A 25,945-nucleotide genomic window follows, 5' to 3' on the forward strand; every position below is an offset into this window, starting at 1 on the left:
GGATGGGCGCATGCCCCTCGACCCGATCGTCACCGAGACCGTCGTCCCGGTGACGCCCACCCAGGCGTTCGTGGGCTTCACCGCCCAGATGGGCGAGTGGTGGGACCCGATGCTGAGCCCGGACCCCGCGACGTACTCCAGCATCGAGATCGACCCGCAGGGGGACGTCGCGACCGTGCACGACGACGGCGAGCGCTACGTCTGGGGCCGGGTGACGACGTGGGAGCCGCTCGGGCACTACGGCCAGGAGTTCTGGCTGGGCCACGAGCAGGCGCAGCCCACCCAGCTCGACGTGACGTTCACCGAGGAGGGCGCCGGCACCCGGGTCCGCCTCGAGCACGGCGGGTGGGCGGACGGCGCGGACGAGGTCCGCCAGCGCTACGTCCACTGGGACGCCGTGCTCACCCGGTACGCCGCCCACGTGTCGTGACCGCCGGGCTCGTCGTCCGGCCGGCGCGCGAGGCCGACCTCCCCGCGATGGCCGCGCTGACCGGCCTCGCCTACACCGAGGTCGACCGGCGCACGTCCCAGCGCGACTGGCCGGACCCGCAGCCGCGTACGCCGGAGCGCAACGCGGCGTGGGAGCAACGGACCGCCCACGCCCTGCGCACCGACCCGGAGGGCTGCTGGGTGGCCGAGGTCGACGGGCGCGTCATCGGGTGTGCCGTCTCCCGGGTCCGCGAGCTGATGTGGATCCTGTCGTCCTTCGCCGTCGCGCCGGACGTCCAGGGGCGTGGCGTGGGCACCCAGCTGCTGGCGGCCGCCCTGCACCACGGCCGCGGCTGCCTGCGCGGGATGTTCGCCGCGAGCGCCGACCCGGCCGCCGTCCGCCGCTACCGGCTGGCGGGCTTCACGCTGCACCCGCAGATGTTCGTCACCGGCACCGTCGACCGCGACGCCCTGCCGGTCGTCGAGCGGGTGCGGGAGGGCAGCGCCGGCGACATCGACCTGATGAACTCCGTCGACCGGCAGACCCGCGGAGCGGCGCACCTCTCCGACCACGAGGTCCTGCTCGCGCAGTTTCGCCTGCTCGTCTGCGAGACCTCGTCGAGCCAGGGCTACGCGTACGTCGGCGCCGGCGGCTCGCCGGTCCTGGTCGCGGCAACCGCGCGGCGTACGGCCTCGGACCTGGTGTGGGAGGCCTTCGCGTCGTCGTCACCCGGGTCGACGGTCTCGCTGCACCACGTCACGTCCGCCAACCAGTGGGCGATCGACGTCGGTCTCGCGGCCCGCCTGTCGGTGCACACCAGCGGCTACCTGTGCCTGCGCGGGATGAAGCCGCCGGCGCCGTACGTGCACCACGGCTCGCTGCTCTAGCGCGTGTCGGTGCCCGGTTCGAGCCGGGCCCCGGCCGGGACCTCCCCGGCGACGCGGCAGTCGCGACCGGCGAGCACCAGGTGCTCGTCGCGGGCGAGCCGGGCCGTGGTGTCGGCACCGACCCGCGCACCGCGGAGGACCTCGCAGCGCTCGTCCAGGATCGCGGTGCGGACCTCGGCGCCGGCGCGCACCACGCAGTCCTCCATGAGGACGCTGTCGCGCACGACGGCCCCCTTCTCGACGACCACACCGGGGCCGAGCACGCTGCCGACGACCTCGCCGGACACGTCGCAGCCGGGCGAGAGCAGCGAGTCGGTGACCACGCCGGTGCCGCGCACCCGGGCGGCGGGACGGTCCGGCCAGTGCGAGATGACCGGCCGGCCGGGGTGCTCGAAGACGTCGACCTTGCCGGCGAGCAGGTCGCGGTGCGACTGCAGGTAGAGCCCGGGCTGGCCCACGTCGCGCCAGTAGCCGGTCATCGGCACGGCGACCGCCTTGCCGGTCTCGACGAGGCGCGGCAGCACGTGCTCGCCGAAGTCGCCGAGGCCGCTGTCGTCGCCCTCCTGGTCACCCGACAGCTCGGCCCGCAGCTCGCGCAGGGTGCGGATCAGGACCTCGGTGTCGTAGATGAAGACCTCGGTCGCCACGGTGCCGGTCGACGGGCGGGACGGCTTGTGCTCGATGGCGGTGATGGTGCCGTCCACCTTCGCCACGACCACGACGTTGTCGGAGGCGTCCTTCTTGGTCACCTCGGTGGTCAGCACGGTTGCCACCCGACCGGCGGCGACGTGCTCGTCGATGACCGGCCCGAGGTCCATGTTGAAGACGTGGTCCGCGCTGCAGACCACCAGGGTCGAGGCACCGAAGGCCTCGAGGTCGGCGGACATCCGCAACAACAGGTCGCCGTTGCCGTGCGCGAAGCCGCTCTCGGTCGCCGGGCCGGTGCCGGTCTGCGGGACCATCCGGCGGAACCCGCCCCGGTTGCGGTCCAGGCTCCACGGGCGGCCCCCGGAGAGGTAGTCGTCGATGGAGGTCACCTGGTACTCCAGGGAGACCCACACGTCCACCAGGTCGGCGTGCACGAGTGCCGAGAGGGCGAAGTCGACCAGCCGGTGCACCCCGCCGTACGGCAGCGCGGGCTTGGCGCGCTCGCGGGTGAGGACGTCCATGCGCCCGCCCTGTCCCCCGGCCTGCACCAGGGCCAGGACCTCGCCTCGTCGCGCCATCGTGCTCTCCTCGTGCCCCGGGCCGCGGGCGGTCGCCGCGGGTGTCGTCGAGCACACCTTCGCACGCACGTCGAGACGGCGGTCACAGCGGACCTAGGATGGGGACATGAGCCTCGTCGACCTCCCGCTCCTCCCCCTCGGCAAGGGCCGCGACCTCGGCGCCGAGCGGGGCGTGGAGTGTCCGGGTGACCTGCCCGCCGCGTCCGACCCCGACCTGGTCGAGCGGGCGCGAGCGGCGAAGGCCGCGCTCGGCGAGCGGGTCTTCGTGCTGGGCCACCACTACCAGCGCGACGAGGTCATCGAGTTCGCCGACGTCACCGGCGACTCCTTCAAGCTCGCCCGCGACGCCGCCGCGCGCCCCGACGCCGAGTTCATCGTCTTCTGCGGCGTGCACTTCATGGCCGAGTCGGCCGACATCCTCACCGGCCCGGACCAGAAGGTCGTGCTGCCGGACCTCGCGGCGGGCTGCTCGATGGCCGACATGGCCCGGCTCGCCCAGGTCGAGGACGCCTGGGACGCGATGGCCGACGCCGGTATCCAGGACCAGGTCGTCCCGGTGACGTACATGAACTCCAGCGCCGACATCAAGGCCTTCTGCGGCCGCAACGGCGGCGTGGTCTGCACGTCGTCGAACGCCGACGTGGCGCTCGAGTGGGCGCTCGCGCAGAAGGCGCACCTCGATGCCGGCGCCAAGATCCTCTTCCTCCCCGACCAGCACCTCGGACGCAACACCGCCGTGCTGCAGATGGGCATGTCCCTCGAGGACTGCGTCGTGTGGGACCCGCTGCAGCCGGGAGGCGGCCTCACCGCCCAGGAGCTGCAGAACGCGCGGATGATCCTGTGGAAGGGCCACTGCTCGGTGCACGGCCGCTTCAGCGAGGACGTCGTCGACGAGCTGCGGGCCAAGCACCCGGGGATCAACATCCTGGTCCACCCGGAGTGCAAGCACGAGGTGGTCCTCAAGGCCGACCTGGTGGGCTCGACCGAGTTCATCATCAAGACGATCGAGGCCGCGGAGCCCGGCACCACGTGGGCCATCGGCACCGAGCTCAACCTGGTCAAGCGGCTGGCGGACGCCCACCCCGACAAGACGATCGTCTTCCTGGACCGCAACGTCTGCTACTGCTCGACGATGAACCGCATCGACCTGCCGCACCTCGTGTGGGCGATGGAGTCCCTCGTGGCCGGCCAGCTGGTCAACCAGATCACCGTCGACCCCGACACCGAGCGCGACGCCCTCGTGGCGCTCCAGCGGATGCTCGACCTGCCGGGCAAGTCGCACCGCGACTGACCCGACGCTCCCGCGGAGGTCATGGAGAGTGGTCGCCCCGGCGACCGGTCCTCATGACGTCCCGGATGAGCACCTGCGGGAGGTCATGGAAGGTGGTCGCCCGCGCGACCGGTCCTCATGACGTCCCGGGTCAGGACCGGCGGCTCAGTCGGCGGGCGGCCAGTCCGCCGCCCGGGCGGGCAGCGCGTCGAGCGCCTCGCTGAGCCGCTCGGCGCTGCGCAGCGCCCGGCTGACCAGGTCCTCGACCTCGTCGCCCCCGCTCGCGATCTCGTCCTGTGCCAGCTCGAGCGCGAGGGTCACCGCCGCCACGGGGTTCTGCAGGTCGTGGCGGGCCTTCCGGGCGAAGGCGACCAGCTCGTCGTGGGGGGTCACAGTCCGGGAGCATTCCACAGTGCGAGCCAGCGCTGCATGTCCCGCTCCATCGGGAGCTCGGCCGCGAGATGGTCGCGTACGGCGATCTCCGTCAGGTTGTCGCGCTGGTGCGGGCCGGTGGGGGCGAAGGCGTAGAAGGTGCCCTGCTTGTAGAGGTAGACGAGGCCGAACGTGCGGTCGTGTCCGGCGAAGGTCACCATCGAGCACAGCAGGCCGGACGCGAAGCCCTGCTCCTCGAGCAGGGTGTTGACGGTGTGCAGGTCGGTGCAGAGACCGGCCGTGTCGGTCGCGTCGCCTCGTACGACGAGCCAGGTGAAGCCGTACTCGTCCGCGGTGATGGTGGCGTCGGGGGCCTCGGGGTCGTCGTCGAGGAGGCGGGTGATCTCCTCCTGCGTCCGGTCGAAGGCCGCACCCGGTGCGGACCGGTAGCAGACCGACCCGACGCCGGTGGGCGCGTAGCCGGCGGCCGTCTCCAGGGTGATCGCGGCGCTGGGGACGAGGAACAGCGCGTCGAGGTTGTTGGCCGCCTGGCGGCGGCGGCCGGTGACGGCGTCGAGCCAGCGCATCAGGCGGTGGGGCGGCCGAGCTCGGCCTGGATGCGGGCGAGCTGCTCGAGGCGCTGCTCGAGCGAGGGGTGGGTGGCCGTGAGGGTCTGCATCGTCATGCCGCGCACTGCCGGGACGATGAAGAGCGAGTTGACCGCGCTCCCCGACCGCAGGTCCTTCTGCGGGATGGCGTTGACGCCGCCGGAGATCTTGGTCAGCGCCGAGGCGAGCGCCTGCGGCTTCATGGTGAGGTAGGCGCCCGACCGGTCGGCGCACAGCTCGCGGTAGCGCGAGAGCAGGCGCAGCAGGACGAAGCTGACGGCGTAGACGGCGATGCTGATGGCGATCGCGATGAGGACCCCGGCACCCCCGCCGTTGTTGCTGCGCCCGCGGCTGAGGCCGCCGAACTGGGCGCCGCGCGTGAGCATGCCGGCGGCGATGCCGGCGGACGAGGCGATCGTCATGACGAGGACGTCGCGGTGCGCGACGTGGCTGAGCTCGTGGGCCAGCACGGCCTCGAGCTCCTCGGCGGTCAGGAGGCCGAGGATGCCGGTCGTCACGCACACCACCGCGCGGTCGGGCGAGCGACCGGTCGCGAACGCGTTGGGCAGGTCCATGTCGGAGATGCCGACCCTCGGCTTGGGCATGTCGGCCAGGGCGCAGAGGCGGTCGATCATGCCGTGCAGCTCCGGTGCCTCCTCCGGGGTCACCTCGCGGGCCCGCATCGCCCGCATGGCCGTCTTGTCGGAGGACCACCACTGGTAGAACGCCACCCCGATGCCGCCCACCCCGATGAGGAGGGCGAGACCGGGACTGTTGACGGCGTACATCATGCCGACGACGAGGCCCACGAAGAGGGCGCCGAGGAGGAACATGACCAAGGTCATCCGCGCGGTGAGGCCGGAGTCCTTGATGAAGCGGTTGGTCGCCATGAGGGGTCGGTGGACGCCCGTCAGCCGGGGATGAGGCCGTCGTCGGCGAGGAGCTCACGCACCTCGTCGATGGTGGCGTCGCCGGGCGGCAGGATCAGGTCGGACTCGTCGAGCGAGTCGTCCGGGTGGTGCGTGCCGTGGTCGCGCACGCCGCCGAGCAGGGCCTCGAGGGCGCTGCGGAACGTCGCCTCGTCACCGGACTCGACGGCCGCCTCGACCGACTCGTCCAGCGCGTTGAGTGCCGCCACCGAGTCGTCGGAGACGTCGTACTGGCCCTCACCGAGGATCCGGACGATCACGTCGTGCCGCCCTCGTTGACGGGGCGCTGCACGGGCTGCTCGTCGGCGGGCTCAAGGATGTCCCCGTCGCCGGACTCGATGGCCTGGGGCTGCGAGGAGCCCTTGAGGCGGGCCAGCTCAGCCTCGACGTCGGACTGGCTGCTCAGCGCGTCGAGCTCGCGGGCGATGTCGTCACCGGAGTTGGTCGCGGTGACGTCGTCGAGGGCGCCGGAGGCGATCAGCTCGTCGATGGCCCCGGCCCGGGCCTGCATCGAGGCGGTCTTGTCCTCGGCCCGCTGGATGGCCATGCCGACGTCGCCCATCTCCTCGCCGATGCCGGAGACGGCCTCGCCGATGCGGGTCTGGGCCTCGGCGGCGGTGTAGTTGGCCTTGATCGTCTCCTTGCGGGTGCGGAAGGCCTCGACCTTGGCCTGCAGCCGCTGCTGGGCCAGGACGAGCTTCTCCTCCTCGCCCTGGAGGTTGGCGTGCTGGGTCCGGAGGTCGGTGATCTGCGAGGTCAGGCCCGACTTGCGGGTGAGTGCCTCGCGGGCGAGGTCCTCACGGTCGGCAGCGATCGCCTTCTCGGCCTGGCCCTGGAGCTTGGCCGCCTGCTGCTCGAGCTGGTTGATCTGGAGCTCGACGCGCTTGCGGCTGGTCGCGACGTCCGCGACGCCGCGGCGTACCTTGCTCAGCAGCTCGAGCTGGCGCTGGTAGCTGTAGTCCAGCGTCTGGCGCGGGTCCTCGGCCTTGTCGAGCGCCTGGTTGGCCTTGGACCTGAAGATCAGGCTCATCCGCTTCATGAGACTCATGGGGGTGGGGCCCCTCTCGTGTGTTGACACCCTCGTGTGTGATGTCTTCACCCTAGGACCAAACCCAAGTCGCAGGTAGCAGTTGGGTGGGCCGGACGCCGGTAGGCTGGTCCCACCAGCACACACACTCCAAAGGGCCCCCGTTGTTCCGTCGCAGCAAGTCAGAGACCACCACCCCCGTCGAGACCGACGCCACCGACGCCCGGGCGGGCGGCAAGGGACGGCCGACGCCGTCGCGCAAGGAGGCCGAGGCCGCGGCCAAGGCCCGCGCGAAGACCCCGCGCACCCGCAAGGAGCAGATGGCCGCCCAGCGCGCCGCGCGCGGCGACTCGAGCTCCAAGGTCCGCCAGGCCATGAAGACCGGCGACGAGCGCTACCTGCCGCCGCGCGACAAGGGCCCCGTGCGCCGCTTCATCCGCGACTTCGTGGACTCCCGCTTCTCGTTCATCGAGCTGATGGTGCCGCTCCTCATCGTGACGATGGTCCTCGGCTACTCCGGCAACTCCTACCTCGCCGGCGTCGGCAACACGGTCCTGCTCGGCACCTTGCTGCTCGTGCTCGTCGACATGACGATGCTCCGCTTCCGCCTGCGCCGCGAGCTGACCCGCCGCTTCCCGGACGAGCCCGTCAAGGGCACGACCTACTACGCCGTCATGCGGGCCCTGCAGATGAAGTTCATGCGGCTGCCCAAGGCGCAGGTCAAGATCGGCCAGCAGCTCCCTGACCACTATCGCTGACGCGACGCCGCTGCTCGGGCTGGCCGCCGGCGTCGCCTCGGCCGTCCTCTTCGGCGTCGCGGCCGTGGTGCAGGCCAGCGCCGTCCGTGGCCTGGCGGCACCCACCGGCACCCTGGGCGGGTTCGTCGCGGCCGGGGTGCGCAGCCCGCTGCTGATGCTCGTGGTGGCGATGTACCTCGGCGGCTTCGTCCTGCACGCCGTCGCGATCTGGTTCCTCCCGCTCTACCTCGCGCAGGCGACCATCTCGCTGTCCCTGCCGGTGACGGTGCTGGTGTCGCGCCGCCTCTCCGAGTGGCTCACCCCCGCGCACTGGCTCGGTGTCGGTGCCATCGTCGTCGGGCTCGCCCTCGTCGCCGCGGGAGCGGGCGCGGCCGGAGCCGCGAGGTCCGACGCCGCCTTCGCCGCCACGGCGGTCGGCGGCGTGGTGATGCTGGTCGGCCTGGCCCGGTCCGGCCTGGTGTCGCGCGCGGCCACCCTGGGCCTGCTGTCGGGACTGGGTTACGCCGGCTCCGCCCTGGCGGTCCGGGGCGTCGTGCTCCCCCTCGATCCGGCGGTGGTGGTCACGGCCCTCACCGTCCCGGCCTTCGGGCTCGTCGCCTTCTGGCTCTACTCGCTGGGCCTGGAGCGGGGGCACGTCCGGGTCTCGACCGCTCCACTGGTGACGGCACAGACCGGCGTCCCCGCCCTGGTCGGGGTCGTCCTGCTGGGCGACCAGGTGCGTCCAGGCTGGGGTACCGCGGTCGTGGTGGGCCTCGTGCTGGCAGTCGCCGGCACGATCCTCCTCTCCGGCGAGCAGCAGACGGCCGGGGAGCGGCCGGTCCCGAGCACGTGACCCTCTGCGGACAGGACCTGTCCGCCAGTGGCGACAGGCTGGGCGCATGGCCTCCGACCCCCTCCTGATCCTGTCCGGCGCGGGACTGCCCGCCTCCGCGTGGGACGACGTCCGCTCCCGGCTCGACGCCGAGTCGCGCGTCGTCCCCTCACCAGGCCCGTCCGGCACCCTCGGGTCGTACGCCGACGCGGCGCTCGCCACGGCCGGGGACTGGTCGCACTTCCACCTCGTCGCGCACTCGCTCGGCGGGGCGGTGGCGTCCGCGGTGGTGGCGTCCGCGCCCGAGCGGGTGGCGCGCGTGACGGCCGTCGCCGCCATCGTGCCGCCTGCGGGCAGGTCTTTCACCGGCGCGCTCCCGCTGCCCGGACGGCTGGTGATGGGGGCCGTCGTGCGCGTGCTCGGCACCCGCCCGCCGGACTCGGCGCTGCGGGCGACCTGTCGCGGGCTGTCGGAGGAGGACACCGCGCTCGTCGTCGGCGGCTTCGCGCCGGAGGGGCGTCGGGTCTACCTCGACCGCACTCCCCCGCGCACCTGGCCGGAGGCGTCGTACGTCGTCACGACCCGCGACGACCAGTTCCCCACCGCCCAGCAGGAGACGTACGCCGCGGAGCTGGGCGCCACGACCGTGCGCCTGGCCACGGGTCACCTGCCGATGCTGGAACGTCCCGCCGAGCTGGCCGCGCTGCTCGCTCAGGCGTCGTAGTCGACGACCAGCCGCGCGCTGGTGGGGTGCGACTGGCAGGTGAGCACGTAGCCGCGCTCGATCTCCTCGGGCTCGAGGGCGTAGTTGACGTCCATCGCGACGCTGCCCTCCACGACCTGCGCCCGGCAGGTGCCGCACACCCCGCCCTTGCAGGCGAACGGCACGTCGGAGCGGACGGCCTGGGCGGCCTCGAGCACCGACGGCCCGTCGGGGCGGAGCGGGAAGTCGGAGGCGCGGCCGTCGAGGCGGACCGTCACCGCCGCCGCACCGTCGGGGGTGTCGTCGAGCTCGGCGACGGGCGCCCGCTCGACCGGCTCGGCGTGGAAGAGCTCGGTGTGCACCGACGAGCGTGGGACCCCGGCGTCGAGCAGCACCCCGCCGAGCTCGTCGACCATCTGCTGGGGTCCGCACAGGAACCACGCGTCGACGTCCTCGACGGGCACCAGCGCGTCGAGGACGGCCGTGAGCCGCGGGCCGTCGAGACGCCCCGAGAGCAGGTCCACCTCGGTGGCCTCCCGCGAGAGCACGTGCAGGAGCTGGAGCCGCGGACCGTAGGTGTCCTTGAGGTCGGCCACCTCGTCGAGGAACATCACCGACCGGTGGGTGCGGTTGGCGTAGACGAGGGTGACGAACGAGCCGGGCTCGCCCTCGAGCAGTGCCGACACGATGGAGAGGACCGGCGTGATGCCGGACCCGGCGGCCACGGCGACGTAGGTGCGCTCGGCCAGTGGGTCGGGCACGTGGGTGAAGCGGCCCGCGGGAGTCATCACGTCGAGCTCGTCGCCGGGCCCGAGCTTGGCGACGACGACGTCGCTGAAGGCCCCTCCCGGGAGCTTCTTGACGCCGATGCGCAGCGTGCCGGCGCTGGGCGGCACGCAGATCGAGTAGCTGCGGCGCTCGCCGTCGTCACCCCGGATCGTGAGGTGCTGGCCCGGGGTGAAGGCGTAGGCGTCGCGCAGGTCGTCGGGGACGTCGAAGGTGATCGCGACGGCGTCGTCGGTGAGCGGGTCGACTCGCGCGACCCGCAGGGAGTGGAAGTCCATCAGAGGGCCTTGAAGTGGTCGAAGGGCTCGCGGCAGTGGCGGCACACCCACAACGACTTGCACGCGGTGGAGCCGAAGCGGCTGGACTCGCGGGTGTCCGGGGAGCCGCACTGCGGGCAGCGGACGGACAGGGTCAGGCCGACCGGCCCCTGCCGGCGCTCGGCCTCGGTCGGGGGCGGCGCGACGCCGTACTCCTCGAGGCGGGCCCGGCCCTGCGCGGTGATCTGGTCGGTCGACCAGGCCGGCGAGAGGACGAACTCGACGGTGACGTGGAGGTAGCCCTCCTCGCTGAGCCGGTCGATGAGGTCGGTGCGAATGGTCTCCATGGCGGGGCAGCCGGAGTAGGTCGGCGTGACCTGCACGTGGACGCGTCCCTGGTCGTCCTCGGTGACGTCGCGCAGGATCCCGAGGTCCTCGATCGTGACGACCGGGAGCTCGGGGTCGAGCACCCGGCTCGCGACCCGCCAGGCGCGGGTGTCCCGACCTGCGCCGACGTCGTGGGTGCCGGTCATCACCAGGTCGCTCCCGGGTGCGAGCGGGTGAGGTGCTGCATCTCGGCCAGCAGCCGGCCGAGGTGCTCGGTGTGCAGGCCGGCGCGACCGCCGGGCACGCGGGGTGCGACCTCGGGGACCTCCAGCGTCGCCTCGCGCACGACGTCGCCGAGACGCCGCAGCACGGGCTCGCGCAGGCTCTCCGGAGCGACCGCGACGCCCTCGGCCACCAGGGCCGGGTCGAGGTGGGACTGGTCGAAGAGCTCCGCGACCCACGGCCACTCGGCGTCGAGCGCCGCCTGCATGCGGGCGTGCGACTCGTCGGTGCCGTCGCCGAGGCGCAGCACCCACTGGCGGGCGTGGTCGTGGTGGTAGGCGACCTCCTTGGACGCCTTGGCCGCGACGGCGGCCAGGACCGGGTCGCTGCTGCGCTGGAGCGCGGCGTACAGCTCGGACTGCCAGGTGGACAGGACGAGCAGCCGGGCCATCGCGACGCCGAAGTCGTCCTGCGGACGCTCGACGAGCTTGACGTTGCGGAAGTCGCGCTCGTCGCGCCAGTAGGCGAGGTCGTCCTCGTCGCGCCCCTCCCCCTCGAGCCGGCCGGCGTGGGACAGCAGGGAGCGGGCCTGGCCGAGCAGGTCGAGGCCGATGTTGGCCAGCGCCAGGTCCTCCTCCAGCTGGGGGGCGCGGCTGATCCACCAGCCCATCCGCTGGGCGGAGACGAGGGCGTCGTCGGCGAGGCCCAGGACGTAGTCGACGTGCGCGGAGGTCGTCCGTGGGGTGATCCGTGGGGTGGTCACAGGTGCTCGACCCCCTCCGGGACGTCGTAGAACGTCGGGTGGCGGTAGATCTTGTCGGCGGCCGGGTCGAAGAACGCGTCGCGCTCCTCGGGGCTCGACGCGGTGATCGCGGTGGCCGGCACGACCCACAGGGACACGCCCTCCTGCCGCCGGGTGTAGACGTCCCGCGCGTTGCGCAGCGCCATCGCGGCGTCGGGTGCGTGCAGCGACCCGACGTGGACGTGGTTGAGGCCCCGGCGCGAGCGCACGAAGACCTCCCACAGGGGCTCGCGGGGGGTGCTCATGCGACGGCCTCCGGCGCTCGCTTGGCGGCGTACGCCTCGGCGGCCTCGCGCACCCAGGCGCCGTCCTCGTGGGCGCCGACCCGGTGGGCCATCCGCTCCTGGTTGCACGGGCCGTTGCCCTTGATGACGTCGAAGAGCTCGGTGAAGTCGATCGGGCCGTGGTCGTAGTGGCCGCGCTCGTCGTTCCAGCGCAGCTCGGGGTCGGGCAGCGTGAGGCCGAGGGCCTCGGCCTGCGGCACCGTCATGTCGATGAAGCGCTGGCGCAGCTCGTCGTTGGAGAACCGCTTGATCCCCCAGGCCATCGACTGGGCGGTGTGCCCGGTCGCGGCGTCGGGCCCGGTGTCCGACGGGCCGAACATCATCAGGCTCGGCCACCAGTAGCGGTCGACGGCGTCCTGCGCCATCGCGCGCTGGGCCGGGGTGCCGTGCGACAGGGTGTGCAGGATCTCGAAGCCCTGGCGCTGGTGGAAGGACTCCTCCTTGCACACCCGCACCATCGCCCGGGCGTAGGGGCCGAAGGAGCAGCGGCACAGCGGGACCTGGTTGACGATCGCGGCGCCGTCGACGAGCCAGCCGATGGCGCCCATGTCGGCCCACGTGAGCGTGGGGTAGTTGAAGATCGAGGAGTACTTCTGCCGGCCGTCGTGCAGCTGGTCGAGCAGGTCGGCGCGATCGACGCCGAGCGTCTCCGCGGCGGCGTACAGGTAGAGGCCGTGGCCGGCCTCGTCCTGCACCTTGGCCATCAGGATGCCTTTGCGGCGCAGGCTGGGGGCGCGGGCGATCCAGTTGCCCTCGGGCTGCATGCCGATGATCTCGGAGTGCGCGTGCTGGGCGATCTGCCGCACGAGCGACCTGCGGTAGGCCTCGGGCATCTCGTCGCGGGGCTCGATGCGCCCCCCGTCGGCCAGCACGGCCAGGAAGGACGCGGGCTCGTCGCCCCCGGCGTCGGGGGCGGGACGGAGGCCGTCGGGCGCGGTGAAGTCGTTGCCGTACACGCAGACGAATCTACCACTCCTGTGACACTTCTGAGCCTTCGTGACGCATCCGTGTCACACGGGTAGTCCGTGACGATCGGACCCCCACACCCCTCGACCAGGGGTCCGTCCGTCACGGACTACCGTGCGCAGGGTGAGCCACTCCCCCTCTGCCGACGTCTCCGTCCGCATCGCCTGGGCCGACGATGCCGACGCGATCGCCGCGGTGCAGGTGCGCGCATGGCAGGAGATGTACGCCGACGTGGTCCCGGCCGACGCACTGCCCACCGACCCCGCGGCGCTGGCACCGGCCTGGCGGCAGTCGCTCGGGCGACCGGCCGACGCCCGCCACCGCGTCCTCGTCGCCCTCGAGCGCAACCGGGTCGTCGGCTTCGCGCTCACCGGCCCGGCCGAGGACCCCGACTGCGACCCGGTCGCCGACGGCGCACTGGCCGAGATGACCCTCGACCCCGCCGAGCGGGGCAAGGGCCACGGCTCGCGACTTCTCCAGGCCGCGGTCGACACCCTCGTCGCCGACCGCTTCACCCGCGCGGTGACCTGGCTCCTCGCCAGCGACGACGACCAGCGCCGCTTCCTCACCGAGGCGGGCTGGGACGCCGACGGTGCGCACCGCGAGCTCGACCTCGACGGGTCGGGCGAGACCACGGTCAAGCAGGTCCGGCTGCACACGGCCATCGGCTGAACCACCCCTCCGGGTGGCTTGATTTCCGGCGACGCCGGAGCATCATGGATCTCTGGCGGCGTCGTTCGCCGCCGCAGGCCCTGGGGGTGCCCCTTGTTCGGTCCGTTGCCCGTGCTCTACCGAGTCGTCCTCGTGGCGGCTGCACTCGTGGTCTGGATCGGTTTGGGCGTGTGGTCGGGGGTCAGGCCCGACGTCCCCGTCACGGTCGCGGCCGGTCTCCTGCTGGGCGTGCTGGCGGGCCTCGTGTCGGCGTACGTCCTGCTGCACGACTTCGACCGCCGGCCGTCGATGTCCACCGATCGCGGGCGACGCCGGCTCCACTGACGGCGTCCCTACGCTGGCGGCATGCCCGATGCGCCCCTGCCCTCCGAGCAGCGGCGCACGATCGTCGGCGAGAGCCTGGCCGTCGGAGTCGCCACCGGGGCCTACGGGATCAGCTTCGGCGCCGTCGGCGTCGCGGCGGGGCTGAGCGTCCTCCAGACCTGCGCCCTGTCGCTCCTCGTCTTCACCGGCGCGTCCCAGTTCGCCCTGGTCGGCGTCGTCGCCGCGGGCGGTGCCCCGATCAGCGGGGCGATGGCCGCGATCCTGCTCGGCACCCGCAACACCCTCTACGGCCTGCGGATGGCGCCGCTGCTGGCCTTCCACGGGTGGCGGCGGGCGGCCGCGGCGCACGTCCTCCTCGACGAGTCCACGGCGATGGCGGTCAACCGGGAGACCAGGCCCGCCGCCCGGCTGGGCTTCCTCACCACCGGGATCGCCGTCTTCGTCCTCTGGAACCTCGCCACCCTCGGCGGCGCCCTGGCCGGTACGACGATCGGGGACCCGCGCACCTACGGCCTCGACGCCGCCGTGGGTGCGGCCTTCCTGGCCCTCCTCTGGCCCCGGTTGTCCGACCGGCGGAGCCGGGTGGTCGCCGTGGTCGCCGCGGGGGTGGCGCTCGGCCTGGTCCCGCTCACAGCCGCGGGCGTGCCCGTGCTCGCCGCCGGCGGCGTCGCCCTGCTGGCGGGGGTCCTGTCCCGCCCGAAGGCCACCGCCTGATGTGGGCCGCGATCCTGGTGGCGGCCGTGGGCTGCTACGCCCTCAAGTGGGCCGGGCTGTCCCTGCCGGCGCGGATGCTCGCCCGTCCGGTCGTCGCGCGGGTGGCCGACCTGATCCCGGTGGCACTGCTCGCCGCCCTGGTGGCGGTGCAGGTGTGGTCGGCCGGAACGTCGCTGACCGTCGACGCCCGGACCGCGGGACTCGCCTTCGCCGTCGCGGCGCTCCTGCTGCGGGCGCCGTTCCTCGTCGTCGTCGTCGGCGCGGCGGCCACCGCGGCCCTGCTCCGCCTGCTCATCTGACGCCCGCAGGGGCGCCCGGTCACCCGATGGCGGTGGCCAGGTCCTGGGCAGCCGCCCGCAGGACCGGGACCGCCTCGGCCAGCAGGTCGTCGGTCATCCGCGGCGCCGGCCCGGAGATGGAGAGCCCCATCCGCACGGCGCTGCCGGGCAGTCGCACCGCGAGGCAGCGCACCCCGACCTCCTGCTCGCCCTCGTCGAGCGCGTAGCCGCGCTCCCGGACCTCCTCCAGCTGGGCTAGGAACTCGTCGATGTCGGTGATCGTGCTCGCGGTGTGCCGGGGCAGCCCGGTGCGGGCGAGCAGCGCCCGGACGTCGGCCTCGGGGGCCGCGGACAGCACGGCCTTGCCGACCGCGGTGCAGTGCGGGTGCACACGGCGACCGACCTCGGTGAACATCCGCATCGCGTGCCGACCGGGCACCTGGGCGACGTAGGCCACCCGGTCGCCGTCGAGCATGGCCAGGTTGGCGGTCTCGCCGAGGGCCTCGACGACCCGCCCGAGCACGCGCTCGGTCCCGACCCCCACCATCGCGCCGGCGGACGCGCCGAGCGGGACGAGCCGGAAGCCCAGGGTGTAGCGGCGATCGGGAGCCTGGCGCATGTAGCCGCGGTCGACGAGCGTGCGCAGCAACCGGTGCGCGGTCGGCAACGGGATCCCGGTCAGCGCGGAGATCTCGCCGATGGTGAGGGTCCCGCCCCTGGCCGCCACGACCTCGAGGAGGTCCAGCGCGCGGTGCACGGACTGCACGCCGCCAGGGGTGTGCCCGGACGGCTCCGACGGTGGTGCCATGGAGCTCTCCTCGTGCCGCCGCTCGGCCGGCGTGACGCTTGACACAGCAGCGGTCTAGTCCATAGTTTCCATTATTGACTACCAATGTTTCCACAATGCGGAAATCCGGGCAAGGGTTGTCCTCGGGTTCCCCGAGCAAGGGAGTGGCATGACCGACCGCGTTCAGACGGGCGGCCTCGACGTGGCCGCCAGCCTCCACCGATTCGTGGAGGACGAGGCGCTACCGGGCTCGGGCCTCGACCCGCAGTCCTTCTGGGAGGGTGCCGCCGCGATCGTGCACGACCTCGCGCCGCGCAACCGCGAGCTCCTCGCACGCCGCGACGAGCTCCAGGCACGCATCGACGAGTGGCACCGCGAGCACCCCGGCACGCCGGACCCGGACGCCTACACCGCCTTCCTCCGCGAGATCGGCTATCTCCTCGACGAGCCGGCGGACGTGGTCGTCACGACCACCGGCGTCGACGACGAGGTGGCCACCATCGCCGGACCGCAGCTGGTGGTCCCGCTGCTCAACGCCCGCTTCGCGACCAACGCCGTCAACGCCCGCTGGGGATCGCTGTACGACGCCCTCTACGGCACCGACGTCATCGCGACCGACGGCGAGCTGGCGCCCGGGGACTCCTACAACAAGGCGCGCGGCGACGAGGTCATCGCCCGGGGCCGGGCCTTCCTCGACGAGCACTTCCCACTCGCCTCGGGCTCGCACGCCGACGCCACGTCGTACGCCGTGGACGACCAGGGCCTCGCCGTGACCGTCAAGGACGACACCGTGCGCCTGGCCGACCCCGCGCAGCTCGTCGGCTTCCGCGGCGACGCGGGCTCCCCCGAGGCCGTCCTGCTGGTGCACCACCACCTGCACGTCGAGATCCAGGTCGACCCCGACGACGCGATCGGGTCGACCGACGCGGCCGGGGTCAAGGACCTCCTGCTCGAGTCGGCCGTCTCCACGATCATGGACCTCGAGGACTCGGTCGCGGCCGTCGACGCCGACGACAAGGTGCTCGGCTACCGCAACTGGCTGCGGCTCAACGAGGGCTCCCTCGCCGAGGAGGTCACCAAGGGCGGCACGACCTTCACCCGGTCGATGAACCCCGACCGCACCTACGCCACCACCTCCGGCGCCGACGTCACGCTGCGCGGCCGCTCGCTCCTCTTCATCCGCCAGGTCGGGCACCTGATGACCACCGACGCGGTCCTCGACCGCGACGGCAACGAGGTGCCCGAGGGCATCCTCGATGCCATCATGACCGCGCTCGGGAGCCTCCGCGACGTGCGCGGCGACTCGACGCTGGCCAACTCCCGCACCGGCTCGATGTACGTCGTGAAGCCCAAGATGCACGGCCCCGAGGAGGTGGCCTTCGCGGTCGAGCTCTTCGGCCGTGTCGAGCAGCTGCTCGGCCTGCCCCCGCTGACCATCAAGGTCGGCATCATGGACGAGGAGCGGCGTACGTCGCTCAACCTCAAGGCCTGCATCCACGAGGCCCGCGAGCGCGTCGTCTTCATCAACACCGGCTTCCTCGACCGCACCGGCGACGAGATCCACACCTCGATGCTGGCCGGCCCCGTCGTGCGCAAGAACGACATGAAGGGCGAGACCTGGATCAAGGCCTACGAGGACCTCAACGTCGACATCGGTCTCGAATGCGGCCTCCTGGGCCGGGCGCAGATCGGCAAGGGGATGTGGGCCGCCCCCGACAGCCTCGCCGACATGTACGACGCCAAGATCGGGCACCCGCAGGCCGGCGCCAGCTGCGCCTGGGTGCCCTCCCCCACCGCCGCGACCGTGCACGCCCTGCACTACCACCAGGTCGACGTGCGCGCCCGCCAGGAGGAGCTGCGCGACGGCGGACGTCGGCGCGACCGTGCCGAGCTGCTCCGGGTGCCGCTCGGCGACCCGTCCTCGTGGTCCGACGCGGACCGCGCGGCGGAGATCGAGAACAACCTGCAGAGCCTCCTGGGCTACGTCGTCCGCTGGGTCGACGCCGGGGTCGGCTGCTCCAAGGTCCCCGACATCACCGGCGAGGCGCTCATGGAGGACCGCGCCACCTGCCGGATCTCCGCGCAGCACGTCGCCAACTGGCTGCACCACGGCGTCGTCACTCGGGAGCAGGTCGACGAGACCCTGCGGCGGATGGCCGCCGTGGTCGACGAGCAGAACGCCGGCGACGCGTCGTACTCCCCCATGGCCCCGGACTTCGACGGCTACGCCTTCGCCGCCGCCCGGGCCCTCGTGCTCGAGGGGCTGGAGCAGCCCAGCGGCTACACCGAGCCGATCCTGCACGCCCGTCGCGCCCACCGGAAGACCGCCGAGAGGACCTCGTCATGACCAGCCTCGACCTGGAGACCGCCCGCACCGTCATCGCCGGAGCCCGCGCGCACGCGAGTTCCGCGGGCCTCAAGCCGCTGACCGTCGTCGTCCTCGACGCGGGCGGTCACGTGGTCGCCGTGGAGCGTGAGGACGGCTCGTCGATGAAGCGATTCGAGATCGCCTTCGGCAAGGCGTACGGCGCGTTGTCGCTGGGGATGGGGTCCCGCTCGATCATGGGCCGCGCCGAGCAGCAGCCCTACTTCATCGCCGCGGTCACCTCCGCCGTCGGCGGGACCCTCGTGCCCGTGCCGGGCGGCGTGCTCGTCCGTGACGACGGCGGCGATCTCATCGGCGCCGTGGGCATCACCGGCGACACGTCCGACAACGACGAGGCCGCCGCGGTGGCCGGCATCACCGGCGCCGGCCTGACGCCGCAGGTCGACTGAGGGGTGCCGGGCATGGGTGACGCGACACAGGGCACGAGCACCACGAGCGAGAGCAGCGGCCTCGACAGCACGGGGCTCGACAGCACGGCGCTCGACAGCTCCGGGCTCGACAGCTCCGGACGGATCGCGGCCGTCGCCGAGGTCGCGCGCCGACTGCTCCCCGACGCGGGCGTCATCACCGACCGCGCCCGGCTGCGGACCTACGAGTGCGACGGGCTGGCGCACTACCGCGTCACCCCCGCCCTCGTCGTCATCCCCCAGGACGCGGAGCAGCTCGCCGCCCTCGTGCGGGCGTGCGCCGAGCAGGCGGTGCCCTTCGTCGCCCGGGGCTCGGGCACCGGGCTCTCCGGCGGGGCCCTGCCCCACGCCGAGGGGGTCCTCGTGGTGACCTCGCAGATGAGGGCCATCCGCGAGGTCCGCCGCGACGACCAGCGCGCGGTCGTGGAGCCCGGGGTGATCAACCTGGACGTCACCAAGGCCGCGACCCCCGTCGGCTACTACTACGCGCCCGACCCGTCGAGCCAGCAGATCTGCTCGATCGGCGGCAACGTCGCGGAGAACTCCGGCGGCGCCCACTGCCTCAAGTACGGCTTCACCACCAACCACGTCCTCGGCGCCGACTTCGTGACCCCCGACGGCGACACCGTCTCGCTCGGCGGGGCGGCACCCGACTCCCCCGGCTACGACCTGCTCGGCGCCGTGGTCGGCTCCGAGGGCACGCTCGGCATCGTCACGTCCGCCACCGTCCGGCTCGTGCGGCTGCCCGAGGAGGTGCGCACGATCCTGGTCGGCTTCTCCTCGACCGACCAGGCCGGCGCGGCCACCTCCGCCATCATTGCCGCGGGCATCGTGCCCGCCGCGATCGAGATGATGGACGCCCTGGCCATCGAGGCCGCCGAGGCGGCCGTGCACTGCAACTACCCCGACGGCGCGGGAGCGGTGCTGGTCATCGAGCTCGACGGCGCGGCCATCGAGGTCGAGCAGGAGTACGCCGAGGTGCGGCGGCTGTGCGACGACCACGGCGCCTTCGAGCAGCGGCTGGCCACCGACCCCGCCGAGCGCGCGCTCATCTGGAAGGGCCGCAAGTCCGCCTTCGCCGCCGTCGGTCGGATCAGCCCCGACTACATCGTCCAGGACGGCGTCATCCCCCGCACCGCCCTGCCGGAGGTGCTCACCGCCATCGCGGAGCTCTCCGGCTCGTCGGGCGTCCGGGTGGCCAACGTGTTCCACGCGGGCGACGGCAACCTGCACCCCCTCGTGCTCTTCGACGACGAGATCGACGGTGCCGGCGAGGCGGCCGAACGCGTCAGCGGCGCCATCCTGGACCTCTGCATCGAGCACGGCGGATCGATCACCGGCGAGCACGGTGTCGGCATGGACAAGTCGAAGTACATGCCTCGCATGTACACCGACGAGGACCTGGACACCATGCAGCTGGTGCGCTGCGCCTTCGACCCCCAGAACATCTCCAACCCCGGCAAGGTGTTCCCCACCCCCCGGCTCTGCGGGGAGGTGCCCGGGCGACACAAGGGCGCCCATCCCCTGCAGGAGGCCGGCCTCGCGGAGGTCTTCTGATGACGACGGACACCCTCGACACCGCCGCACGCGAGGCGCTCTCCTCCGCCTGTGCGCAGGTCGACGACCCGCAGGAGCACGACGCCGTCGACGGCGTGCGCCCCGGCCTGGTCGTCCGACCCTCCGACACCGACCAGGTGGCCGAGGTGATGCGGGCCAGCGCGGCGCACGGCCTCACGGTCGTGCCCCGCGGGCGCGGCACCAAGCTCTCGTGGGGCACCGCCCCCACCAGCGCCGACGTGCTGCTCGACCTCTCGGCGCTCGACCGGGTGCTCGACCACGCCGCCGGCGACCTCATCGTCGCGACCCAGGCGGGCGCGCTGCTCGCCGACGTGCAGCGCACGGTCGGCGAGGGCGGCCAGCGGCTGGCGCTCGACGAGACCGTGCCCGGCTCCACCATCGGTGGCGTGCTGGGCGCCAACACCAGCGGCCCCCGTCGTACGGCGACGGGCACGGCCCGCGACCTGCTCATCGGCATCACCATGGTCCGCGCCGACGGGGTCGTGGCCAAGGCCGGCGGACGGGTGGTCAAGAACGTCGCGGGCTACGACATCGGCAAGCTCCTGATCGGCTCCGGCGGCACCCTCGCGGTCATCACCGACGCCACCTTCCGGCTGCACCCGCTCCCCGCCGACCACCGCTGGGTGGCCGTCCCCGTCGACTCCCCCGCGCGGGCCCTCGAGGTCGCGCAGTCGGTCGTGCACTCCCAGGTCGTCCCGGCCGCCGTCGAGGTCGACTGGGCGGGCGGGTCTGGCTCCGTCAGCGTCCTCGTGGAGGGCCGCGCCGACGGCGTCGCGGGCCGCGCCGCGGCAGTGCGCGCGCTGCTCGGGCCCGATGCGACCGAGTCCACCGCCGAACCGGCGGACGGGGCGGCGTACCCCTGGGACGTGACGGCCACCGGTGACGGGCGCAGCACCGCGCTCAAGCTCACCTGCGTGCTCTCGGGGCTCGCCGCCGTGCTGGCGGCGGCCGACGACACCGGCGTCACGGTGCGCGGCTCCGCCGGATCCGGGGTCCTCTACGCCGCCCTCGCGCCCGACACCCCCCTCGACGAGGTGCGTACGGCGCTCGACCGGTTGCGACGCGCGTGCAGCGACCACGGCGGCACCGCCGTCGTCGTCGACTCGCCCGTCGCGGTGAAGGCGGCCGTCGACGTGTGGGGACCGATCCCGGCGCTCGACCTGATGCGCCGCGTCAAGGACCAGTTCGACCCTGACCACCGGCTCTCGCCGGGCCGCTTCGTGGGAGGCATCTGATGAGCACGACCGAGCACGACACCGACGGCACGCTGGGCGAGATGGGCGGCGTCGTCGATCCCGTCGACCTCGGCATGCCCGCCCCCGGTGGCGCCTTCGACGACCACAACCCGCCCGACGCCGCCCTCATCGGGGACTGCGTGCACTGCGGCTTCTGCCTGCCGACCTGCCCGACGTACGTCCTGTGGGGCGAGGAGATGGACTCCCCCCGCGGCCGGATCTACCTGATGAAGGAGGGCCTCGAGGGCGAGCCGATGACCGACTCGATGGTCGGGCACTTCGACGCCTGCCTGGGGTGCATGGCCTGCGTGACCGCCTGCCCGTCCGGCGTCCAGTACGACACCCTCATCGAGCAGACCCGGGCCCAGGTGGAGCGCCACCACGAGCGCCCGGCGCAGGAGAAGGCACTGCGCGGCCTCGTCTTCGCCCTCTTCCCGCACCCGCGCCGGCTCCAGTTGCTGCGAGGTCCCCTGCGGGCCCTCCAGGCCACCGGCCTCGACCGCGCGCTGCGGCGTACCGGTCTCCTCGACCGCATCTCCCCGCACCTGGCGGCGATGGAGAGCCTCGCTCCGCGCCTCGGCCGTCCCGAGCCGTTGCCGGAGCGCATCGCGGCGACCGGCACCCGGCGGATGACCGTCGGGCTGCTCACCGGCTGCGTCCAGGGCGCGTTCTTCCCCGGCGTCAACTCCGCCACCGCACGGGTGCTGCGCGCCGAGGGGTGCGACGTCGTGGTGCCCCGGTCGCAGGGCTGCTGCGGCGCGCTGTCGGTGCACAACGGCCGCGAGGAGGAGGCCCAGGGCTACGCCCGCGCCCTCGTCGACGCCTTCGAGTCCAGCGGCGTCGAGCGGGTCGTCGTCAACGCGGCGGGCTGCGGCTCCTCCATGAAGGAGTACGCCGCACTGCTGGCGGACGACCCGGCGTACGCCGCCCGTGCGCAGGAGTTCGCCGAGAAGGTCCGTGACATCTCCGAGATCCTCGACGAGCTCGGCCCGGTCGCTCCGCGCCACCCGCTCGAGATGACCATCGCCTACCACGACGCCTGCCACCTCGCCCACGCCCAGGGCGTGCGCGCCGAGCCGCGCCGGCTGCTCGAGGCCATCCCCGGCCTGGAGCTGCGGGAGATCCCCGAGGGCGACCTGTGCTGCGGGTCGGCCGGCATCTACAACATCACCAACCCGGAGCCCGCGCGCGAGCTGGGCGACCGCAAGGCCCACAACATCGTGTCGACCGGGGCCGAGGTGCTCGTCACGGCCAACCCCGGGTGCCTGATGCAGGTGACCTCGGCGATAGAGCGCCTCACCAGCGCCGACGGCGGCCGGCCGATGGGCATGGCCCACACGATCGAGGTCCTCGACGCGTCCATCCGGGGGGCTCCGACCACCACCTTCACGACCGCCTGACCCACCCATCCACCCCTCTCGGGAGACACCGTGTTCCAGCAGAACCTCTCACCGGTCGGCGACTCGCTGGCCCTGTCCGCCCTGTGCGCCACCATCCCCCTCATCACCCTGTTCGTCCTCCTCGGAGGCCTGCGCCTTCGGGCCTGGGTCGCCGGCCTCATCTCCCTGGGCGTGTCCCTGGTGGTCGCCGTCGTCCTGTTCGCCATGCCCGTCGGGCAGGCGCTGCTCGCGGCCACCGAGGGCGCGGCGTTCGGCTTCTTCCCGATCCTGTGGATCGTCATCAACGCGATCTGGGTCTACAACCTGACCGTGGCGTCCGGGCACTTCGACGTGCTGCGCCGGTCCTTCGAGAAGGTCAGCCCCGACCAGCGGATCCAGGCGATGATCATCGCCTTCTGCTTCGGTGCCCTGCTCGAGGCACTGGCCGGCTTCGGCACCCCGGTGGCCATCACGGTCGTGATGCTCATGGCGCTCGGCTTCCGACCGATCAAGGCCGCGGCGGTCGCACTCATCGCCAACACCGCCCCGGTCGCCTTCGGCGCCCTGGCCACGCCCATCGTCACCCTGGCCGCCGTCTCCTCCGGCGCCAGCGACGACCCCCGGCTCAACGTCGAGACCCTCGGCGCCATGGTCGGACGCCAGACCCCGATCCTCGCCGTCATCGTCCCGCTGGTCCTGGTCTTCGTCGTCGACGGCCGCCGCGGCGTGCGCCAGACGTGGCTGCCCGCCCTCGTCTGTGGTGCGGCCTTCGGCTTCGCCCAGTTCGTCGCCGCCAACTACATCTCGGTGCCGCTGGCCGACATCATCGCCGCGCTCGTCGCTGCCGCGGCCGTCGTGCTGCTGCTGCGGGTGTGGACGCCGTCCGAGGTCCTCACCGCCGACCGCGTCGCCTCCGAGGAGGAGGAGGAGCTGGAGCACGCCGGTGCGTCCGCCTCGGGCCGTCGCCAGCCGCAGGGCGTGTCCACCTCGGTGACCTCGTCGACGGGTCGCGCAGCGACGTCCGGCACCGGCGCCGGGTCGGGCTCCGGGTCGGGTTCCGGCGACGAGGCCCCCGTCCACGACTCCCGCGGCGAGGTCGTCAAGGCCTACGCGCCGTACGGCGTCATCATCGCGATCTTCTCGATCGTCAACATCCCGGCCATCAAGGAGTACCTGGCCCAGGAGCCGTTCACCTTCTCCTTCGCGTGGCCGGGCCTCGACGTCCTCAACACGGCCGGTGAGCCGGTCGCCACGACGACGTTCGGCTTCAACTGGCTCCCCGCCGCCGGCACGCTGATGATCCTCGCCGGCCTCATCACCATGCTGATCCTCAAGGTGAGCCCGAGCGAGGGCCTGCGCACCTACGGCCGCACGTACGTCGAACTCAAGTCCGCCATCATCACCGTGATGGCGGTGCTGGCGCTGGCCTACGTGATGAACCTGTCCGGCCAGACCGCCTCCCTCGGCGCGTGGCTCGCCGGCACGGGCGCGGCCTTCGCGCTGCTCTCCCCGATCCTGGGGTGGCTCGGCGTGGCGGTGACCGGCTCGGACACCTCCGCCAACGCGCTCTTCGGGGCGCTGCAGGTGCAGACCGCGGCCCAGGCCGGGCTCGACCCGGTGCTGATGGCCGCGGCCAACACCTCCGGCGGCGTGCTCGGCAAGATGGTCAGCCCGCAGAACCTCGCCATCGCGGCCGCCGCGGTCGGCATGGCCGGCCGGGAGGGCGACATCTTCCGCAAGGTCATCGGCTGGAGCCTCGGGCTGCTGGTGCTCATGTGCATCCTGGTCGGTCTGCAGTCCACGGCCGTCCTCAGCTGGATGGTCCCCTGACGGACGCGCACGACAGGAGGGCCCGCACCCCATCGGGGGTGCGGGCCCTCCTGCATGTCCTGCCTCGCGCCGTCTCAGTCCAGGTCGAGCACGTGCTCCAGCCCGACGGTGAGCCCGGGGCGGTCGCCGATGGCGCGGAGCCCGGTGAGGACCCCCGGCGTGAACGACGCCCGGTGCAGGGAGTCGTGGCGGATGGTCAGGGTCTCCCCCAGCCCGCCCAGCACGACCTCCTGGTGGGCGACGAGCCCCCGGATGCGCAGCGAGTGCACGGGGACGCCGTCGACGTCGGCGCCGCGCGCCCCGTCCAGGCCGGTCGAGGTGGCGTCGGGCATCGGCCCGCTGCCGGCCTCACGGCGGGCTGCGGCGATGAGCTCCGCCGTACGCCGCGCGGTGCCGGACGGCGCGTCGGCCTTCTCGGGGTGGTGCAGCTCCACGACCTCGACGGACTCGAAGAACGGCGCCGCCTGCGCGGCGAACCGCATCATCAGGATCGCGCCGATGGAGAAGTTGGGGGCAATGAGCACCCCGGAGCTCGGGGCGTCGCCCAGCCACTCGCGCAGCTGGTCCAGCCGGGCGTCGTCGAAGCCCGTGGTGCCGACGACCGCGTGGATGCCGTGCTCGATGCAGAACGCGAGGTTGCCCATCACCACGTCGGGGTGCGTGAAGTCGACGACCGCCTGGGCCCCGGCCTCGACCAGGGCGCCGATGTCGTCGTCGGCGTCGACCTGCGCCACGAGCTCCATGTCCGCGGCCCCCTCGACCGCCGTGCAGACCTCCGCGCCGACCTTGCCGCGCGCTCCCAGGACACCGACCAGCAGCTGCTCACTCACGGGTCCAACCTATCGTCGAAGGCGTCCGGTGAGTGGCGGTGGCTGACTCGTGAACCGGCTAGTGGCAGGCTGTGACCCATGCCGATCCAGACGATCCCGCCCCGCATCCGTTGGGCCGTCGAGCTGATGGACGTCCAACCCAACGACCAGGTGCTCGAGATCGGATGTGGTCCGGGCGCCGGGGCCGAGCTGATCTGCAGCAAGCTCGAGTCGGGCAAGCTCTTCGCCATCGACCGCTCCGAGTCCGGAGTGGACCGCACCAAGCGCCGCAACCAGAAGTACGTCGACGCCGGCCGGCTGGTCGTGCGGCAGATCGACCTCGCCACCCTGCGGGTCCCGGTCAAGCGGCTCACCAAGGTCTTCGCCTTCAACGTCAACCTCTTCTGGGTGCGCAACTGCGACGACGAGGTGGCCCTGCTCCACGAGCGCGTCGTCCCCGGTGGCGCCGTCTACCTGTTCTACGAGGCCAACCGCTCCGAGCTGGTCCCCAACATCGTCAAGAAGACCTCCGACGCGCTCGCCCGCGCCGGCTTCCGCGTCTCGGTCGTGGAGCAGAAGGCCCCGGCCGTGGTCGGGATCATCGGCAGGCGCTGAGCCCGCACCTCGTCCCGGCTGACTCGTCCCGGCTGACTCGGCTCCGCTGAGGGGCGAGGCCGCGCGCGCGTCGAGGCCCGGCTAGCCGTCCCACCGCCGCAACTGGCGGCGTACGACGGATCCCTACCACTGCCCGAGCGCGACTGGCGGCGTACGACGGACCCGTCCTCGTGTCATGTCTCGGGTTTGTCCGGACAGAGTTGATGTCTCAGGTCAGTCTGGACACTTCGGTGGTGGGCGTCTACGGCCGCGGGGTCGGCCGTTGC

At 72.8% G+C, this 25,945-nt stretch carries 30 protein-coding genes; 17 read left to right on the forward strand and 13 right to left on the reverse strand.

What is annotated here, in order from left to right; translation table 11 throughout:
• Positions 1-10 precede the first annotated feature (10 nt).
• Both DAE25_RS21585 and DAE25_RS21590 read left to right on the forward strand, forming a co-directional pair.
• Positions 11-430 carry an SRPBCC domain-containing protein gene (locus tag DAE25_RS21585; protein ID WP_159083889.1) on the forward strand — a complete coding sequence of 140 codons (420 nt, stop codon included), beginning with the start codon at positions 11-13 and terminating at the stop codon, positions 428-430.
• Positions 427-1,317, forward strand: coding sequence for a GNAT family N-acetyltransferase (locus tag DAE25_RS21590; protein ID WP_234411197.1), 891 nt, complete (start codon positions 427-429; stop codon positions 1,315-1,317). The genes DAE25_RS21585 and DAE25_RS21590 overlap by 4 nt, the downstream gene beginning before the upstream one ends.
• Here the strand turns inward: DAE25_RS21590 and DAE25_RS21595 are convergent.
• Positions 1,314-2,543 carry a glucose-1-phosphate adenylyltransferase family protein gene (locus DAE25_RS21595; protein ID WP_107768240.1) on the reverse strand — a complete coding sequence of 410 codons (1,230 nt, stop codon included), beginning with the start codon at positions 2,541-2,543 and terminating at the stop codon, positions 1,314-1,316. The two genes, DAE25_RS21590 and DAE25_RS21595, sit on opposite strands and share 4 nt — an antisense overlap.
• 106 nt (positions 2,544-2,649) lie before the next feature.
• Here DAE25_RS21595 and nadA point away from each other — a divergent pair, with 106 nt between their 5' ends.
• Positions 2,650-3,834, forward strand: a complete 1,185-nt coding sequence (gene nadA, locus DAE25_RS21600; RefSeq protein ID WP_107768243.1) for a quinolinate synthase NadA — start codon at positions 2,650-2,652, stop codon at positions 3,832-3,834.
• A gap of 144 nt (positions 3,835-3,978) precedes the next feature.
• Here nadA and DAE25_RS21605 read toward each other — a convergent pair whose 3' ends face one another.
• From DAE25_RS21605 to DAE25_RS21625, 5 genes are read right to left on the reverse strand one after another with little or no spacing between them, the layout of a single operon-like run.
• The gene (locus DAE25_RS21605) at positions 3,979-4,206 is read right to left on the reverse strand and encodes a histidine kinase dimerization/phospho-acceptor domain-containing protein (protein ID WP_056885540.1); all 228 of its coding nucleotides are present in this window, start codon (positions 4,204-4,206) and stop codon (positions 3,979-3,981) included.
• Complete coding sequence (gene pspAB, locus DAE25_RS21610; RefSeq protein ID WP_107768245.1) at positions 4,203-4,772, reverse strand: PspA-associated protein PspAB; 570 nt, start codon at positions 4,770-4,772, stop codon at positions 4,203-4,205. The genes DAE25_RS21605 and pspAB overlap by 4 nt, the downstream gene beginning before the upstream one ends.
• On the reverse strand, positions 4,772-5,683 hold the full coding sequence (gene htpX / locus DAE25_RS21615) for a zinc metalloprotease HtpX (protein ID WP_107768247.1): 912 nt from the start codon (positions 5,681-5,683) through the stop codon (positions 4,772-4,774). The genes pspAB and htpX overlap by 1 nt, the downstream gene beginning before the upstream one ends.
• Positions 5,684-5,703: 20 nt before the next feature.
• Complete coding sequence (pspAA, locus tag DAE25_RS21620; protein ID WP_107768248.1) at positions 5,704-5,982, reverse strand: PspA-associated protein PspAA; 279 nt, start codon at positions 5,980-5,982, stop codon at positions 5,704-5,706.
• On the reverse strand, positions 5,979-6,770 hold the full coding sequence (locus tag DAE25_RS21625) for a PspA/IM30 family protein (RefSeq protein ID WP_107768251.1): 792 nt from the start codon (positions 6,768-6,770) through the stop codon (positions 5,979-5,981). The genes pspAA and DAE25_RS21625 overlap by 4 nt, the downstream gene beginning before the upstream one ends.
• Before the next feature lie 143 nt (positions 6,771-6,913).
• Here DAE25_RS21625 and DAE25_RS21630 point away from each other — a divergent pair, with 143 nt between their 5' ends.
• From DAE25_RS21630 to DAE25_RS21640, 3 genes are all read left to right on the forward strand, one after another.
• Positions 6,914-7,507, forward strand: a complete 594-nt coding sequence (locus DAE25_RS21630) for a DUF3043 domain-containing protein (protein WP_107768252.1) — start codon at positions 6,914-6,916, stop codon at positions 7,505-7,507.
• A gap of 64 nt (positions 7,508-7,571) precedes the next feature.
• Entirely contained in the window at positions 7,572-8,339 is a 768-nt protein-coding gene (locus DAE25_RS21635; RefSeq protein WP_107768254.1) for a hypothetical protein, read from the forward strand.
• Positions 8,340-8,385: 46 nt separating this feature from the next.
• Complete coding sequence (locus DAE25_RS21640) at positions 8,386-9,042, forward strand: alpha/beta fold hydrolase (protein ID WP_107768256.1); 657 nt, start codon at positions 8,386-8,388, stop codon at positions 9,040-9,042.
• Here DAE25_RS21640 and paaE read toward each other — a convergent pair.
• Genes paaE through paaA form a run of 5 tightly spaced genes read right to left on the reverse strand, consistent with a single transcriptional unit; the run spans position 9,030 to position 12,655 of the window.
• Positions 9,030-10,085: a 1,2-phenylacetyl-CoA epoxidase subunit PaaE gene (paaE, locus tag DAE25_RS21645; protein WP_107768258.1), complete on the reverse strand. Its 1,056-nt coding sequence runs from the start codon at positions 10,083-10,085 to the stop codon at positions 9,030-9,032. The genes DAE25_RS21640 and paaE overlap by 13 nt on opposite strands.
• The gene (paaD, locus tag DAE25_RS21650; protein WP_107768260.1) at positions 10,085-10,597 is read right to left on the reverse strand and encodes a 1,2-phenylacetyl-CoA epoxidase subunit PaaD; all 513 of its coding nucleotides are present in this window, start codon (positions 10,595-10,597) and stop codon (positions 10,085-10,087) included. Before paaD ends, paaE begins: the two co-directional genes overlap by 1 nt.
• Entirely contained in the window at positions 10,597-11,376 is a 780-nt protein-coding gene (gene paaC / locus DAE25_RS21655) for a 1,2-phenylacetyl-CoA epoxidase subunit PaaC (protein WP_234411198.1), read from the reverse strand. Before paaC ends, paaD begins: the two co-directional genes overlap by 1 nt.
• Positions 11,373-11,660, reverse strand: a complete 288-nt coding sequence (gene paaB / locus DAE25_RS21660; protein WP_107768262.1) for a 1,2-phenylacetyl-CoA epoxidase subunit PaaB — start codon at positions 11,658-11,660, stop codon at positions 11,373-11,375. Before paaB ends, paaC begins: the two co-directional genes overlap by 4 nt.
• Entirely contained in the window at positions 11,657-12,655 is a 999-nt protein-coding gene (paaA, locus tag DAE25_RS21665; RefSeq protein WP_107768264.1) for a 1,2-phenylacetyl-CoA epoxidase subunit PaaA, read from the reverse strand. The genes paaB and paaA overlap by 4 nt, the downstream gene beginning before the upstream one ends.
• Positions 12,656-12,788: 133 nt before the next feature.
• Between paaA and DAE25_RS21670 the strand changes: the two genes are divergently transcribed.
• From DAE25_RS21670 to DAE25_RS21685, 4 genes are all read left to right on the forward strand, one after another.
• Complete coding sequence (locus DAE25_RS21670) at positions 12,789-13,337, forward strand: GNAT family N-acetyltransferase (protein ID WP_056885552.1); 549 nt, start codon at positions 12,789-12,791, stop codon at positions 13,335-13,337.
• A 111-nt stretch (positions 13,338-13,448) separates the two neighbouring features.
• Positions 13,449-13,661 carry a hypothetical protein gene (locus tag DAE25_RS21675; protein WP_107768266.1) on the forward strand — a complete coding sequence of 71 codons (213 nt, stop codon included), beginning with the start codon at positions 13,449-13,451 and terminating at the stop codon, positions 13,659-13,661.
• A gap of 21 nt (positions 13,662-13,682) precedes the next feature.
• Positions 13,683-14,375 carry an AzlC family ABC transporter permease gene (locus DAE25_RS21680; protein WP_107768268.1) on the forward strand — a complete coding sequence of 231 codons (693 nt, stop codon included), beginning with the start codon at positions 13,683-13,685 and terminating at the stop codon, positions 14,373-14,375.
• The gene (locus tag DAE25_RS21685; RefSeq protein WP_107768270.1) at positions 14,375-14,674 is read left to right on the forward strand and encodes an AzlD domain-containing protein; all 300 of its coding nucleotides are present in this window, start codon (positions 14,375-14,377) and stop codon (positions 14,672-14,674) included. The genes DAE25_RS21680 and DAE25_RS21685 overlap by 1 nt, the downstream gene beginning before the upstream one ends.
• A gap of 19 nt (positions 14,675-14,693) precedes the next feature.
• Here the strand turns inward: DAE25_RS21685 and DAE25_RS21690 are convergent, their stop codons facing one another.
• Positions 14,694-15,461 carry an IclR family transcriptional regulator gene (locus DAE25_RS21690; protein ID WP_107768272.1) on the reverse strand — a complete coding sequence of 256 codons (768 nt, stop codon included), beginning with the start codon at positions 15,459-15,461 and terminating at the stop codon, positions 14,694-14,696.
• Between the two features lie 148 nt (positions 15,462-15,609).
• Here DAE25_RS21690 and DAE25_RS21695 point away from each other — a divergent pair, with 148 nt between their 5' ends.
• From DAE25_RS21695 to DAE25_RS21720, 6 genes are read left to right on the forward strand one after another with little or no spacing between them, the layout of a single operon-like run.
• Positions 15,610-17,787 carry a malate synthase G gene (locus tag DAE25_RS21695; protein ID WP_107768274.1) on the forward strand — a complete coding sequence of 726 codons (2,178 nt, stop codon included), beginning with the start codon at positions 15,610-15,612 and terminating at the stop codon, positions 17,785-17,787.
• The gene (locus DAE25_RS21700; RefSeq protein ID WP_107768276.1) at positions 17,784-18,215 is read left to right on the forward strand and encodes a GlcG/HbpS family heme-binding protein; all 432 of its coding nucleotides are present in this window, start codon (positions 17,784-17,786) and stop codon (positions 18,213-18,215) included. Before DAE25_RS21695 ends, DAE25_RS21700 begins: the two co-directional genes overlap by 4 nt.
• A gap of 12 nt (positions 18,216-18,227) precedes the next feature.
• Positions 18,228-19,790, forward strand: coding sequence for an FAD-linked oxidase C-terminal domain-containing protein (locus DAE25_RS21705; RefSeq protein WP_107768278.1), 1,563 nt, complete (start codon positions 18,228-18,230; stop codon positions 19,788-19,790).
• Positions 19,790-21,046: an FAD-binding oxidoreductase gene (locus tag DAE25_RS21710; RefSeq protein ID WP_107768280.1), complete on the forward strand. Its 1,257-nt coding sequence runs from the start codon at positions 19,790-19,792 to the stop codon at positions 21,044-21,046. The genes DAE25_RS21705 and DAE25_RS21710 overlap by 1 nt, the downstream gene beginning before the upstream one ends.
• Positions 21,046-22,446, forward strand: a complete 1,401-nt coding sequence (glcF, locus tag DAE25_RS21715; protein WP_234411199.1) for a glycolate oxidase subunit GlcF — start codon at positions 21,046-21,048, stop codon at positions 22,444-22,446. Before DAE25_RS21710 ends, glcF begins: the two co-directional genes overlap by 1 nt.
• Positions 22,447-22,476: 30 nt before the next feature.
• Positions 22,477-24,255 carry an L-lactate permease gene (locus DAE25_RS21720; protein ID WP_107768282.1) on the forward strand — a complete coding sequence of 593 codons (1,779 nt, stop codon included), beginning with the start codon at positions 22,477-22,479 and terminating at the stop codon, positions 24,253-24,255.
• Positions 24,256-24,329: 74 nt separating this feature from the next.
• On the opposite strand, the gene dapB is transcribed toward DAE25_RS21720, so the two are convergent.
• The gene (gene dapB / locus DAE25_RS21725; protein WP_234411200.1) at positions 24,330-25,085 is read right to left on the reverse strand and encodes a 4-hydroxy-tetrahydrodipicolinate reductase; all 756 of its coding nucleotides are present in this window, start codon (positions 25,083-25,085) and stop codon (positions 24,330-24,332) included.
• A gap of 78 nt (positions 25,086-25,163) precedes the next feature.
• Between dapB and DAE25_RS21730 the strand changes: the two genes are divergently transcribed.
• The gene (locus DAE25_RS21730) at positions 25,164-25,679 is read left to right on the forward strand and encodes a class I SAM-dependent methyltransferase (RefSeq protein WP_056885562.1); all 516 of its coding nucleotides are present in this window, start codon (positions 25,164-25,166) and stop codon (positions 25,677-25,679) included.
• Positions 25,680-25,945 lie beyond the last annotated feature (266 nt).

The sequence above is a fragment of the Nocardioides terrigena genome (genome assembly GCF_003047265.1).
Classification (GTDB): domain Bacteria; phylum Actinomycetota; class Actinomycetes; order Propionibacteriales; family Nocardioidaceae; genus Nocardioides; species Nocardioides terrigena.